The organism is Microbacterium sp. BH-3-3-3 (assembly GCF_001792815.1).
GTDB lineage: Bacteria > Actinomycetota > Actinomycetes > Actinomycetales > Microbacteriaceae > Microbacterium.
In genome coordinates this window covers 3,093,228-3,105,344 of sequence record NZ_CP017674.1, presented here as the reverse complement: position 1 = coordinate 3,105,344, position 12,117 = coordinate 3,093,228, and the positions used below count along the sequence as shown (strand labels likewise).

Annotated in this window: 11 protein-coding genes and 1 tRNA gene; 6 read left to right on the top strand and 6 right to left on the bottom strand. The window is 68.9% G+C overall.

All coding sequences use genetic code 11. From position 1 onward, the window contains the following. The first annotated feature begins 16 nt into the window (after positions 1 to 16). Together BJP65_RS14355 and BJP65_RS14350 are read left to right on the top strand one after the other, a co-directional pair. Positions 17 to 496, top strand: a complete 480-nt coding sequence (locus BJP65_RS14355) for a hypothetical protein (protein WP_070409578.1) — start codon at positions 17 to 19, stop codon at positions 494 to 496. A 632-nt stretch (positions 497 to 1,128) separates the two neighbouring features. Further along, positions 1,129 to 2,139, top strand: a complete 1,011-nt coding sequence (locus BJP65_RS14350; RefSeq protein ID WP_070409577.1) for a recombinase family protein — start codon at positions 1,129 to 1,131, stop codon at positions 2,137 to 2,139. A gap of 814 nt (positions 2,140 to 2,953) precedes the next feature. On the opposite strand, the gene BJP65_RS14345 is transcribed toward BJP65_RS14350, so the two are convergent. The 4 genes from BJP65_RS14345 to galU form a co-directional block, all read right to left on the bottom strand. Beyond that, positions 2,954 to 3,029 (bottom strand) — tRNA-Ala (locus BJP65_RS14345). Positions 3,030 to 3,157: 128 nt separating this feature from the next. Then, positions 3,158 to 4,213 carry a hypothetical protein gene (locus BJP65_RS14340; RefSeq protein WP_070409576.1) on the bottom strand — a complete coding sequence of 352 codons (1,056 nt, stop codon included), beginning with the start codon at positions 4,211 to 4,213 and terminating at the stop codon, positions 3,158 to 3,160. Between the two features lie 100 nt (positions 4,214 to 4,313). Beyond that, positions 4,314 to 4,937, bottom strand: a complete 624-nt coding sequence (locus tag BJP65_RS14335) for a GNAT family N-acetyltransferase (RefSeq protein WP_055938123.1) — start codon at positions 4,935 to 4,937, stop codon at positions 4,314 to 4,316. A 14-nt stretch (positions 4,938 to 4,951) separates the two neighbouring features. Then, positions 4,952 to 5,842: a UTP--glucose-1-phosphate uridylyltransferase GalU gene (gene galU / locus BJP65_RS14330; RefSeq protein WP_055939342.1), complete on the bottom strand. Its 891-nt coding sequence runs from the start codon at positions 5,840 to 5,842 to the stop codon at positions 4,952 to 4,954. A gap of 63 nt (positions 5,843 to 5,905) precedes the next feature. On the opposite strand from galU, the gene BJP65_RS14325 reads away from it, so the two are divergent. Genes BJP65_RS14325 through mscL form a run of 3 tightly spaced genes read left to right on the top strand, consistent with a single transcriptional unit; the run spans position 5,906 to position 7,279 of the window. After that, on the top strand, positions 5,906 to 6,502 hold the full coding sequence (locus tag BJP65_RS14325; RefSeq protein WP_070409575.1) for a 5-formyltetrahydrofolate cyclo-ligase: 597 nt from the start codon (positions 5,906 to 5,908) through the stop codon (positions 6,500 to 6,502). Between the two features lie 20 nt (positions 6,503 to 6,522). After that, positions 6,523 to 6,822 (top strand): FmdB family zinc ribbon protein, encoded by a 300-nt coding sequence (locus BJP65_RS14320; protein WP_070409574.1) that lies wholly within the window; start codon positions 6,523 to 6,525, stop codon positions 6,820 to 6,822. A 34-nt stretch (positions 6,823 to 6,856) separates the two neighbouring features. After that, positions 6,857 to 7,279, top strand: coding sequence for a large conductance mechanosensitive channel protein MscL (gene mscL, locus BJP65_RS14315; RefSeq protein ID WP_070409573.1), 423 nt, complete (start codon positions 6,857 to 6,859; stop codon positions 7,277 to 7,279). Positions 7,280 to 7,330: 51 nt separating this feature from the next. On the opposite strand, the gene BJP65_RS14310 is transcribed toward mscL, so the two are convergent. Both BJP65_RS14310 and BJP65_RS14305 read right to left on the bottom strand, forming a co-directional pair. Then, positions 7,331 to 7,651 carry a hypothetical protein gene (locus BJP65_RS14310; RefSeq protein WP_070409572.1) on the bottom strand — a complete coding sequence of 107 codons (321 nt, stop codon included), beginning with the start codon at positions 7,649 to 7,651 and terminating at the stop codon, positions 7,331 to 7,333. 7 nt (positions 7,652 to 7,658) lie between these two features. Then, complete coding sequence (locus tag BJP65_RS14305; RefSeq protein WP_083285872.1) at positions 7,659 to 11,366, bottom strand: AAA family ATPase; 3,708 nt, start codon at positions 11,364 to 11,366, stop codon at positions 7,659 to 7,661. 199 nt (positions 11,367 to 11,565) lie between these two features. On the opposite strand from BJP65_RS14305, the gene BJP65_RS14300 reads away from it, so the two are divergent. Then, a complete protein-coding gene (locus tag BJP65_RS14300) occupies positions 11,566 to 12,099 on the top strand; it encodes a methylated-DNA--[protein]-cysteine S-methyltransferase (RefSeq protein WP_070409571.1) in 534 nt (177 codons plus the stop codon). Positions 12,100 to 12,117 lie beyond the last annotated feature (18 nt).

The following is a 12,117-nucleotide window of genomic DNA, read 5'->3' as shown; positions in this document are numbered from 1 at the left end:
GGGGCAACGCGCCGCCATGATCGCCGCACCACTGAACAAGCTCCGCAAGCTCCTGATGCGAAAGCCCCTCGTTGCCGTGCTCGGGCAAGCCCGCCCGCGGTTCCGGCTCCGCGATGTCTTCCGCGAACGCAAGACCGTCCTCGTGCCGCTGAACGAGGCGCTGGTCGGCACCGGGGCATCCAAGCTCCTCGGCAGCCTGATCGTGGCCGAGATCTTCATGGCCACCATCGAACGCGCAACCGAGAAGTACCCGGAGAAGCGCCCCGGGTTCGTGTTCATCGACGAAGTCCAGAACTACCCGCACCTGCCGACCTCCGTCGGCGATGCCATGAGTGTCTTCCGCTCCTCCGGTGTCGGACTCACCGTCGCGCATCAACACCGGGGGCAACTACCAGCTGGATGCGACAGGACTTCGACGTCAACGCCCGCAGCAAGGTCGTGTTCGCGCTCCACGACGCCGACGCCCGCGACCTCGCTCGCCAGGCACCGCACCTGACTGCCGAGGACTTCCAGGCCCTGCCACGCTTCGAGATCTACGCCCACCTCATCGCTGGCGGGATCCCAACCGGCTGGTGCTCCGCCCGCACCCTGGAGCCTGCGCCTCGTATAGGGAAGCGCCGACAGATCCGCGAACTCAGCCGAGCCAGGTACGGCGCTCTGCTCCAAGCCTCATTGCCGCCGACGAGCCCTGCCGTGGATTCCAATACCGAGGTGTCAGGTGCGGCAACGGATCGCTCGTCGCATCAGAAGGTGAGGCGATCATGAGTCTGCTCGACACCTTGAGGAGGGTGGCCGAGTATTCGGCTCGGTGTTCCGGTCGGTCTTCGCTTCACGACGAACACCCACCGCCCCACCGCCCCCGGTTCCGCCACTTCAGGTCCCTTCCAGGCGGGGACTCCCGCAGCAAAGCCGCGGACATCGCGGAAGGGCGCATCCATGCCTTCATCAGATAGCGACGCTACGACCGCTCCGGCAACGCAGTCAGCAGCCGCATCACGAGGCAAAAAGTACAACGAAACGCGACCCCCGAGCCGAACCCTTGAACCCGCCCTGGAAGGCCCCGAAGGACTGGACAAGCAGGCCGCGAAGAGCGTTAATCCGGAGGACCTAACCGGAGGAACCCGCCCCATGAACACCCCAACGACGCAAGCCGCCATCGCCGCCCCGCCCGCCTTCGTAGGCGCGCCGACCGCCCTGCAGACCATCCTGATCGAGCCCGACCGCGACACGCACCAGTCGGCTTCTGTCGACACTGTGCTCGCCGCCACCGCGGCGCCCGGCACCCGCGCAGTGATCTACATGCGCCTCTCATCAAAAGGCCAAGTCAACACCGACTACGACCATGAAGGCATCTCCATCCCGGCGCAACGCGTCTCGTGCCAGCGCAAAGCCGAGCAGCTCGGGCTGAACATCGTTGCCGAGTACATCGAACCTGGCCGCTCGGCCACCGAAATGACGAAGCGCGTGACCTTTCAAGAGATGCTCGAACGCATCCGCCGCGACCACGACGTCGACTATGTCATCGTCTACAAGCTCTCCCGCTTCGCCCGAAACCGGATCGACGATGCTGTCGTCATGGCCGACCTGCAGAAGCGCGGGGTGGAACTCGTCTCCGCAACGGAGTCCATCGACGCGACGCCGGTCGGGCAACTCATGCACGGCATCCTCGCCGCCTTCAACGAATACCGCTCCCGCGAAGACGGCGCCGACATCGCCTACAGAATGTCGCAGAAGGCCAAGAACGGGGGAGCGCTCGGGCGTGCACCCATCGGATATCTCAACGTCACGGACAACACCGAGGGTCGGAAAATCAACACCGTCGCGATCGACCCCCAACGAGCCCCCTTCGTCAAGCTCGCGTTCGAGCTGTACGCAGCAGGCACAAACACCTTCCAAGACATCGCTGACGAACTCACAGAACGTGGCCTCACGACCAGGCCGACCGCACGCCGACCGGCTGGACCGATCTCAGACACCAAGATCCAGCAGATGCTGCGCGACCGGTACTACCCCGGTGAGATCGCTTACAAGGACGAGATCTACAAAGGACGGCATGAGCCGCTCATCGAAACGAGCCTGTTCGACCGCGTTCAGACCGTCCTGGACACCCGCGGAGTCGCCGGAGAGCGCCGCCGCTAGCACACCCACTATCTGAAGAGGAGCCTGTGGTGCGGCCACTGTCGGCTCGAACGGAACGTCGATCGCCGACTCATCCAACAACGCACGATCGGTCGCCACGGCGGCGAGTACTGGTACTTCTCCTGCCGCGGAACCCAGGACGGAACCTGTGACGCACCGTTCTCTCACGTCGACAACATCGAAGCCGCAATCGAGGACCACTACAAGACAGTGGAACTCTCACCAGAGTTCACACAGATCGTCCGCAGCACGATCGAACAAGCTGTTCGAGACGAGGCAGGCGCCGAGCACATCCGGCGCGGGCAGCTAAGGGACAGGCTCGTTGCCATCCAGGCCAAGGAAGACAACCTTCTGGACCTCGCCGCCGACGGCTCACTCCCCCAAGAACGCATCCGTCAACGACTCCGCGAGATCGGAACCGAACGCGAGACCCTTCGTGAACAACTGTCAATAGCGACGGCCGACCTGGCAACGGGCAAGCGCCACATCGAGACCTTCCTCGATCTCCTGACCGACGTGCGAGCCCTACATCTCGCGTCGAGCGACCAGATTCGCCGAGAACTGAAGCAGGCCGTCTTCAACAACCTCTACATCGCACACGATCAAGTAATCGGCGACGACGTCAAGGAACCCCTCGACGAAATCCTCGCTGCCCACCGAGGATGGACCTCACTCACGGCCAGCACAGGCCGTGATCGGTCAAGACAAAGAGAGACCGCCGAAAACGGCGGTCTCTCTGAAGTAAATACTGTCGGACTTTGCGAGGCTATCTTCTCCGGCATCTACGACGACGGTGATTCTAGTAAGCCTCTTATGGTGGACCTGAGGGGATTCGAACCCCTGACCTCCTCGATGCGAACGAGGCGCGCTACCAACTGCGCCACAGGCCCGGAAACCTCGACAACACTATCACGCAGAGCGGCATGCCTCGAACCCGAGCGCACTCGCCGCTCGGGTCTCCGACGCCGCATTCCGACTCGGGCATACCGCCGGCTCTCCCTTACGGGGAGGGGTGAGCTCAGGCGCCGACCGCGCGCCGCTCGAGCAGCTGACGCACGTGGTCCTCGATCTCGCTGTCGTCGACGTATCCCATCGACGCGTATGGCGAAGCCGGAGCCGCGGCGGCCGCGGGGCGTGCCGTCTCGATCGGGGTAGGCGCCTGCTGCGCGGCGATCTCGCGGGCCGCTTCTTCACGAGCGGCGGCGCGCAGCGCCTCGCGAGCGATCTGCTCGTCGACGACCGCGGCGGCACGAGAGCCGGCCGAGGCGACCAGCGGACGCGGAAGCTCGCGCGGGGTCCAGGTGGGACGCGGTTCGGGAACGAGGGCGACGTCTTGCACAACGGCCGCGACGCGCGGGGCGGCGACCTCGAGGGGACGCACGCCTGTGCGCGCGGCGATGACCGACACGCGACGCAGCAGCACGAGAGAGGCGAGCACCACCACGGCGCCGGCGACGAGGAGCACGGGAACGGCGCCCGCGACGACCTGGACCACTCCGACACCCGCCGCGATCGCGCCGAGCAGGGCGACCATCGTCACCGAGAGACGGAAGCGACGGCGCGCACGGGCGCGACGGAGTTCGGGGCGCGCGACGGCCGCGGCGCGCTCGGCGTTCGCCCGCTCGACCGCGGCGGCGCGTTCAGCGCGCGTGGTCTCGAGGGCCGCGGCGCGCTCGGCGCGGGCGACCTCGACCGCCGCGGCGCGTTCGGCGCGGGCCAGTTCGATGGCGGCGGCGCGCTGCTCTTTCACGACGTCGAGATCGCGGGCGTTCTCGAGGCGCGCCACCTCGAGGCGGGCTTTCGCGGCGGCCAGCTCGGTCTGCGCCTTGTGCGCCTGCACCTGACGAGCGAGCTTCTGCTGCTGGTGGGCGGTGCGGGTGGTGAGCTCGAGGCGCACCTCACGCGGGGTCTCAGCCGTCTCAGCGAGAACCCGGAGCGCCTGGTTCAGACGCACCGCGTTACGCTCGGCGGCGGTGAAACGGTGCCGGCTCTGCCACGACGGCAAGAGGTACACCAACCAGAGCGCGACGGCGACGAAGACGATCACGCCACCGCTCAGTACCTGCCCACCCATGGCTCAAAGGTAGGTCACCGAGAGATCACACCTCGGCATCCACCCGCGTGTCGTGCCGAGAGTTTCGCCGATCAGGCGCGCAAAGAGAGAACGAAACCGGTCACAGCCGATCGGCCGGCGGAATGCGCGCCGCATCGGGCGGCACCTGACCCCGCGTCCACCGGTCGAGCACACCGTGCGGCACCTCTTCGCGCACGAGGGCGAAGGCGTAGTGGTCGCGCCAGTCGCCGTCGATATGGATGTATCGGCGGCGGAGTCCCTCGTAGCGGAAGCCGAGCTTCTCGACGACGCGCAGACTCGCATGGTTCTCGGGCCGGATGCAGATCTCGACGCGATGCAGGTTGAGCTCGGTGAAGCACACGTCGGTGGCCATGGCCACGCTCACGGTGGTGATGTTGCGCCCCGCGTACTCTTCGGCGACCCAGTACCCGATCGTCGCCGAGGCGAGCGAACCGCGCGACACCCCCCACACGTTCAGCTGCCCGGCGACCTCGTCGTCCCACGCCATCACGAAGGGGACGCCGAGGCCGTCACGGTACTGCTGCAGCAGACGACGGATGCCGAGGCGCATGTCGAACGAGACCGGCCCGTCGGGGCTGGTCGCCTCCCACCGGCGCAACCACGAACGGTTGTCGATCAGCTGCTGTTGGAGCACCCGCGCATCGCGGTTGCGGATGAGACGGATCGAGACCTCGTCGTGTCGCCTCGGAACCGACAGATCCATGGCTTCTCGCCGGGTCAGAGACCCGCTGCGAACTCCTTGAACCACGGGCGCAGGGCCGGGCCGAGGTCGTCGCGGTCGGCGGCGAGCTGCACGATGGCCTTGATGTAGTCGACGCGGTCGCCGGTGTCGTAACGGCGGCCGCGGAAGACGACGCCGTACACGCCGCCGCCGTCACCGCCACCGGTGGCGAGCTCTTCGAGCGCGTCGGTCAGCTGGATCTCGCCGCCCTTGCCGGGCTCGGTGTGCTCGAGGATGCCGAACACGTCGGGGCCGAGCACGTAGCGACCGATGATCGCGAGGTTCGAGGGGGCGTCTTCGGCCTTGGGCTTCTCGACGAGCTGGGTGACCTTGACCACGCCCTCGTCGTCGGTGGCCTCGACGGCGGCGACGCCGTAGAGGTGGATGTGCTCGGGGTCGACCTCCATCAGGGCGATGATGGTGGCGTTGCGCTTGTCGTACTCCTGCATCATCGTGGTGAGCAGGGGGTCGCGCTCGTCGATGAGGTCGTCGCCCAGCAGGACGGCGAACGGGTGGTCGCCCACGTGGGCGCGCGCACGCAGCACGGCGTGGCCGAGGCCCTTCGGCTCGCCCTGGCGCACCATGTGCACGTCGGCGAGGTCGGACGAGTGCTCGACCTTGGCGAGCTTGTCGCTGTCGCCCTTCTCGCGCAGCTTCGCCTCGAGCTCGGGCATCGAGTCGAAGTGGTTGGCGATGTTGTTCTTGTTACGGCCGATGATGATGAGGACATCGTCGATCCCGGCCGCGGTGGCCTCTTCGACGACGTACTGGATCGCCGGTTTGTCGACCACCGGCAGCATCTCCTTCGGCATCGCCTTGGTGGCGGGAAGGAAGCGCGTACCGAGTCCGGCGGCCGGAATCACGGCCTTGAAGGGCTTATGAGGCATGGCCCATACCTTACCGGGGTCCGACGACACCGGCGGGAGGACGCTCGCACGTAGACTGACGGCATGCCGGATCGCATCGAGCAGGCCAAGCGCGCACTGCGCGCCGACCTGCGCGAACGTCGTCAGGGCATCTCCGCTCACGCACGCGAAGAGGCCGAGGCCGGGATCACCCGTCAACTCGACGAGCTCGTGTCCCGACTCGGCGCGCGCAGCATCTCGTGCTTTTTGTCGACGCCCACCGAACCCGGCACCCACGCCTTCGTCGCCGGCGCCGTGGCGCGCGGCATCCGGGTGCTCCTTCCCCTCACACGCGAAGACGGTCTGCTCGATTGGACCGTCGCCACACCCGACGCCGGGATCGCCGAGGGTCTGTTCGGTCTTCCCGAACCCGTCGGCGAGGTTCTGGGTCCCATCGCCGTCAACGACGTCGACCTGCTCGTCATCCCGGCCGCCGCGGTCGACGCCCGCGGAATGCGCTTGGGATGGGGGCGCGGATACTTCGACAAGACCCTCGGTTCGATGGAGAAGTGCCCGCCGGTCTACGCGGTCATCTTCGATTCCGAACTCATCGACGACGTGCCGCGCGACGTGCACGACCAGCCCGTCACGGGCGTGGTCACCCCCACGCGCACGCTGCCGCTCGCCGCTCACACGGCCTGATCACCCGAAGGAACAGCACGATGCCCACCTACTCCTACGCCTGCAAGCAGTGCGGTCACCGTTTCGAGACCGTGCAGTCCTTCACGGATGCCGCGCTCACCGAATGCCCCGAGTGCGGCGGCGAGGTGCGCAAGCAATACGGCTCGATCGGCGTCACCTTCAACGGCTCGGGCTTCTACCGCACCGACTCCCGCAACTCATCGTCGAGCAGCTCATCGTCGAGTGGCTCATCGTCCGGCGCAAGCGCTGGCGGCGCCTCGGGTTCTTCGACATCATCGAAGTCGGAATCGAAGCCGTCCGCTCCGTCCTCGGCGTCCTGACTCCGAGTCGGCGCGGCCAGAGGGGAACCAGCGCATGATCAAGGGATTCAAGGAGTTCATTCTCCGCGGAAATGTCATCGACCTCGCCGTCGCCGTCGTCATCGGCGCGGCCTTCACGGCGGTCGTCAACGCGATCGTCGCATCGCTCATCAACCCGCTGATCCAGGTGTTCTACCAGCCGAACGACAACGGCGAGTTCGGGCCGTCGATCACGGGCATCTACGGCCAGCAGGTGGTGTTCCCCCTCGGCGGGCTGCTGACGGCGATCATCAGCTTCCTCGCCGTGGCACTGGTGGTGTACTTCGTCTTCGTCTACCCCATGAACCACTGGAAGGCCCGCGCCGCCGCTCGCGCCGGTGTGGCCGACGCGGCCTCGGACGAGCCCAAGCTGCCCACCGAGCAGGAGCTGCTCGTTCAGATCCGCGACCTGCTGGAGCGCCAGAACAGCACGCGGTGACCGCAACTCTCTGACAGCCGCGCACCGCGCCTCGGCAGGGGCCGGGCCCGTTCAGTAGTGCGGGGGAACGTCGCGCAGCATGCGCTCGTCGTTGGGACCGGATGCCACGGGCCCGGCCGACGCGCCCCGCGCGGGGTCGTCGGCGGGCGCGGGTTCCGCGGTCGTTCCGGGTGCCGGCATGAGCCGAGCGCGGCGCGACCCGCGCACGCGCACCACGGGCTGCCGAACGGCATGCGGGGTGGGCGTCCCGGACGCGGGAGCGACGTCGACGGCGACCGATTCCACCGACCCGTCCGCGGTCTCGATCGATGCCGACGAGTCGTCCGATCCGACGACGGGGCCAGGCCCGGCGGCATCCGGGGTCGCACTCATCACCGGCTCAACCGGGAAGATCGAGCGGCTCGGTGGTCGTGTCGGGCGTGGCGGCGTCTGCGGGGGCGGCCCCCAGCAGCTCGGCGATGCGCGACGCCACACCGGCGGGATCGCTGTACAGGTCGAACGCGTGCACGCGCACGTAATGCCAGCCCAGGCGACGCAGGATCTGCGGGCGCAGACGCAGCGTCTCGCGCAGGGACTCCCCGATCGTCTCGGGATCGCTCTCGGCGACGACGGCCTTGCCCCGGTATCGCGCCACAAGCGGCAGGAGTCCGTGATAGTCGACGTCGACCTCGACGCCGAAGCGTCGGAGCTCGCGCGCGAGGGCCCGCGTGAGCGGGTCGGCGAGGTCTTCGAGCCGGCTCTCGCGACCACGCGCCGCGAGGTTTCCGAGGATGCCCATGAGCGTCGCCGCTCCGTGCTCGAGGCGTCCGTCATCGAAGGACGACGGGCGGATCGACGACACGATCACCATCGAACGCCGCGCGCGCGTCATGCCGACCGTGAGCAGACGCTCGCCGTCGGGGGTCGACAGGTCGCCGAAGTCGCTCAGCACGCGACCGTGACGGGTCAGGCCGAAGCCCAGCGAGAAGATCACGCGGTCGCGGCTCTCGGCCACCGACTCTTCGAGGGTCAGCACCGAGAAGGGTTCCGCCGCGTCGCGCGAGACGAACTCGGCGACGTCGGAGCGACCGGCCAGAGCGGCCACCACCGACGCGCGCACGCGCTCGGCGTGCGTGCGGCTGGCCGTGACGACCATGAGCGACTCGGACGCGCGGTTGACGGCGTGCTCGACCACGAGGGTCACCACGCGGGCGACCTCTGCATCGGGGCTCTCGACGGCACCGCTGATGGGGTCGGGGGCGCCGACACCGCCCTCGACGTAGTCGACGCTGAGGCTGCCGCGGCCGAGATACGACCCGGCCCAGGGCAGCGACACGATCTCGCCGCCGTAGAACGCGTCGTTCACCAGCTGCGAGAGGTCTTCGCCGCCCGCGCGGTAGCTGCGCGTGAGGGTCTCGACGGGGAAGAGCTCCGCGATGCGCTCGAAGACCGAGATCTCATCGAACGGCACCTCGTCGGCCTCATCGGGGACGGGGGCCACCGATGCGCTGACGCGGAACGGCGTGGGCTTCTGCACCACGGGGTCGCCGAAGAGCACGACCTGGCGCGCCCGGCGCAGGGCCGGCGTGGCCTCGGTGAGGCAGAGGGCGGCGGCGTCCGCCACGATCACGACGTCGAACGCGAGGTCCCACGGCACGTCGGGCACTTCGTACGGCGACGCCAACCACACCGGCGCGAGCGTGCGCAGCAGGGTGGGAGCGGCATCCGAGATCTCTTGAGCGGTGTGCAGGCCGTCTTTCAGCGAACGCTTCAGCGCGGCGGCCTCGTCGGCGTGATCGACGATGCCGATGCGCCACTGCGTGGCGAGCTGGGCGGCCAGGAGCGGACCGGCGGCGGCGGCGTGCGCCTCGTCGACCAGGCGGAAGTCGCGCTCGAGGCGGTCGACGACGCTCGTGTTGGCCCCCAGCAGCGCGCGATCGGTGCGCAGGAGGTGCTCGAGCGCCGACTGCCACCAGGCGAATTCGAGTTCGGCGCCCACGCGCTCCTCGGGAACATGGCGCACCGACAGCTCGACGAGCAGCTGCTCCAGGCCCAGACGGGCCAGCTCGGAGCGCAGCTGTGCGCGCTCGACGAGGTTGTCGAAGAAGGTGGACTCGGCCGCGAGGCCCGCCAGCGTCCGCACGAGACGCTGCACCGGCAGGGTCGCGAGGCGGTCGGAACCTTGACGGCCGAGGATCTGGTCGAGCTCGCCGAGCAGGGCGTCGGTGCGCTGCCAGGCGACGTGCACGTCGGCCAGGCCCAGCGGCACCTCGGGGGTGACGCCCGCTTCGACGACGCGCTGCCACTCGGTGCGCTGCTGCTGGATGCGCACGAGCGCCTCGTACATGTCGGTGACGTGCACCCCGGGGCGCACGTACTCCTTCGACAGGCGCTTGAGCCGACGGCGGTTCGGACCGCTCATGGCCGAGGCGTCACGGCGCGGCGAGTGCGCGTCGATGAGCTCGCCGAGGGGGCGCTCGAACACGCTGGGGCTGAAGCGGTCGAGCGACTCGCGGATGCCGTGCAGCAGCTTGAGGTAGGCGCCGAGCTCGGAGACCGTCTGGAACGGCCGCATGCGCGTCTGGGCGATGAGTTCGTAGCCGCGCTCCAGCAGACGGGGAACGTCCTGCGCGTGGAGCTTGCCGGCCAGCTCGTGCGCGGCGCGCGCGTCTTCGGTGCGCGTGAAACTCACTCCGTACCAGGGCGAATCGTCGGGACCGACGCGGAACTCACCCAGGCGGGCGGCCATCGCGAGGGCGCGCGCGGCGGCGTCGCGGCGACCGGCGAGACGCTCGAGCGTCGTGAGGTCGAAACGCGCCTCGGTCGAGGGCGCCGGGGACTGGGATGCCAGCGAGGTGAGCGCGCGCAGCACGTCGAGCGCCGAGACGCCCAGCGCCAGGTGCGGCTCGGTCACGGCCGAGCGGTAGTCGCGCAGCACCGTGCGAAGGCGCACGAGGGCGTCGTCGATCTCGGCGACCTTGGGCTGCTCGGCCTTCTCGTTGCGACCGATCGCGCGGATGAGGTCGCGGCGCACGTGGTGGGGTGAGACGGCGAGACCGGCCAGGCCGACACCGGCGAGGCGGTGGCGGATGCCGTCGAGGGTCGAGCGCCGAGCGCTCACCACGAGCACGCGCTTGTTGTCGTGCACGAGCTGGCCGATGGCGTTGATCACGGTCTGCGTGCCGCCGGTCCCGGGCAGCGTGTGCACCGCGAGCGAGTGCCCCGCGGCGATGCGCGCGAGCACGCGCTCCTGCTCGGCGTCGGCGTCGAGCAGCAGGGTGTCGGCCGCGGGGGTGCGCTCGTCGGGGCTGACGATCACCGGCTCGTCGCGGCGGACGGTGACGCGGGCACGGTCGTCGGGGTGACCGGCGAGCGCGTTCAGCAGGGTGTCGTCGAGGTGCTGCGTGTCGCGCACCATGCCCGAGCTGACGTCGGCGAACGACGAGATCACCAGGCGCGGGTGGACGACGAAGGTGGGCACGTGCGTGGTGAGCCGGCGGATGTGGTCGATGACCGGCTGCGGCTTGAACACGCCCTGGTCGTACGCGAGCCCGGCGAGGGCCGCGCTGTCGATCTGGATGCCGAGGTGCGTGCGGAAGGCGCGCGCGAGCTCGGGGTTCATCACGAAGGCGCCGTGGAGCTTGAGCTCGAAGTCGCCGTGGTGACGACGGATGGCGAGCGGACGCAGCAGCACGGGGGCCGACCACTCCACTCCCCCGATCTTCCAGGCGGCGAGACCGACGGCCAGGTGGACGGGCTCGAGGCCGCGGGCGGTGCGCAGCTCGACGTTCTTGGCGGTGATGCGCTCCGCGGCCATGCGGGCGGTGCGCAGCGCCACCTCGTCGCGGAAGAGGTTCGAGAGCATGGTGGCGCGCCCGGTGATGAACTGCGGGAGCGAACCGGGGTGCGCCTTGGTGATGTCGATGCCCGCGTCGAGCGCGTCGTCGAAGCGCAGCAGAGTCGAACGCCCACCCAGGGCGGCAGCTTCCGCGCGGATGCGATCGCGTTCCGGGTCGGCGACGTGCCGCACCACGATCCCGGGCTCCGACAGCCGCAGCTCCGCCGGGTCGACGGTCGCTGCCGGACCGTCTTCGTCGGCACCGATCACGGTACCCTCCTCAGCTCGCCACACACCTGCCAGACTAAGCCGGGCATCCGAGGATCTCCTGTAGTGGGGCCGAGTTTCGCCGTAATCGGCGACACGCCGCACCACCGGCGGTTCCTCCCCAGGTGGCAACGTGGCGGCGGCGTCCACCATTCGCGGGAACGCCGCTGCACCGCCACCTCCGCCTCGTGAAGATGGGCGCATGAACAGAGTCACCAGCACCGAGTACGACGGTCCGATCGGTCCCGTCCTCCTGACGTTCGTCGACGACGCCCTCGTGCGACTCGACGTGGCGCACGGCGGCATCGAGCGAGCCCGAGCCGACATCTCCCAGCGACTGGGCGTGGTGCCCGACCCCGATCCCGGCCCCGGCGCCGACCTCGTCGCTCAACTCGACGAGTACTTCGACGGGCGCCGTCGGGAGTTCGACGTCGACCTCGACTGGCGTTTCGTGCGCGGCTTCACGCGGGCCGCGCTCGAGGCGACGCGCGAGATCCCCTACGGCGAGGTAGCCGCCTACGGCGAGGTGGCGATGATGGCCGGCGTCGCCCGCGCCGCGCGTGCGGTGGGTACCGCGTGCGCGGCGAGCCCGTTCTCGATCGTGGTCCCGGTGCATCGCGTGGTGCGCGCCGACGGCTCGATCGGCGAGTACGGCGGTCACCCCGAGGTGAAGCAATACCTGCTCTCGCTCGAGAGCGCGGCGGTGGCCTCGGAGTCGCTGAGCGAACCCGTCTGACGACGGACGCGACGACGC

What these genes read in the sequence shown, in the direction of transcription:
- BJP65_RS14355 (WP_070409578.1), top strand. Translation starts at nt 17, where the DNA reads ATGATCGCCGCACCACTGAACAAGCTCCGCAAGCTCCTGATGCGAAAG.
- BJP65_RS14350 (WP_070409577.1), top strand. Translation starts at nt 1,129, where the DNA reads ATGAACACCCCAACGACGCAAGCCGCCATCGCCGCCCCGCCCGCCTTC.
- BJP65_RS14340 (WP_070409576.1), bottom strand. Translation starts at nt 4,213, where the DNA reads ATGGGTGGGCAGGTACTGAGCGGTGGCGTGATCGTCTTCGTCGCCGTC.
- BJP65_RS14335 (WP_055938123.1), bottom strand. Translation starts at nt 4,937, where the DNA reads ATGGATCTGTCGGTTCCGAGGCGACACGACGAGGTCTCGATCCGTCTC.
- galU (WP_055939342.1), bottom strand. Translation starts at nt 5,842, where the DNA reads ATGCCTCATAAGCCCTTCAAGGCCGTGATTCCGGCCGCCGGACTCGGT.
- BJP65_RS14325 (WP_070409575.1), top strand. Translation starts at nt 5,906, where the DNA reads ATGCCGGATCGCATCGAGCAGGCCAAGCGCGCACTGCGCGCCGACCTG.
- BJP65_RS14320 (WP_070409574.1), top strand. Translation starts at nt 6,523, where the DNA reads ATGCCCACCTACTCCTACGCCTGCAAGCAGTGCGGTCACCGTTTCGAG.
- mscL (WP_070409573.1), top strand. Translation starts at nt 6,857, where the DNA reads ATGATCAAGGGATTCAAGGAGTTCATTCTCCGCGGAAATGTCATCGAC.
- BJP65_RS14310 (WP_070409572.1), bottom strand. Translation starts at nt 7,651, where the DNA reads ATGAGTGCGACCCCGGATGCCGCCGGGCCTGGCCCCGTCGTCGGATCG.
- BJP65_RS14300 (WP_070409571.1), top strand. Translation starts at nt 11,566, where the DNA reads ATGAACAGAGTCACCAGCACCGAGTACGACGGTCCGATCGGTCCCGTC.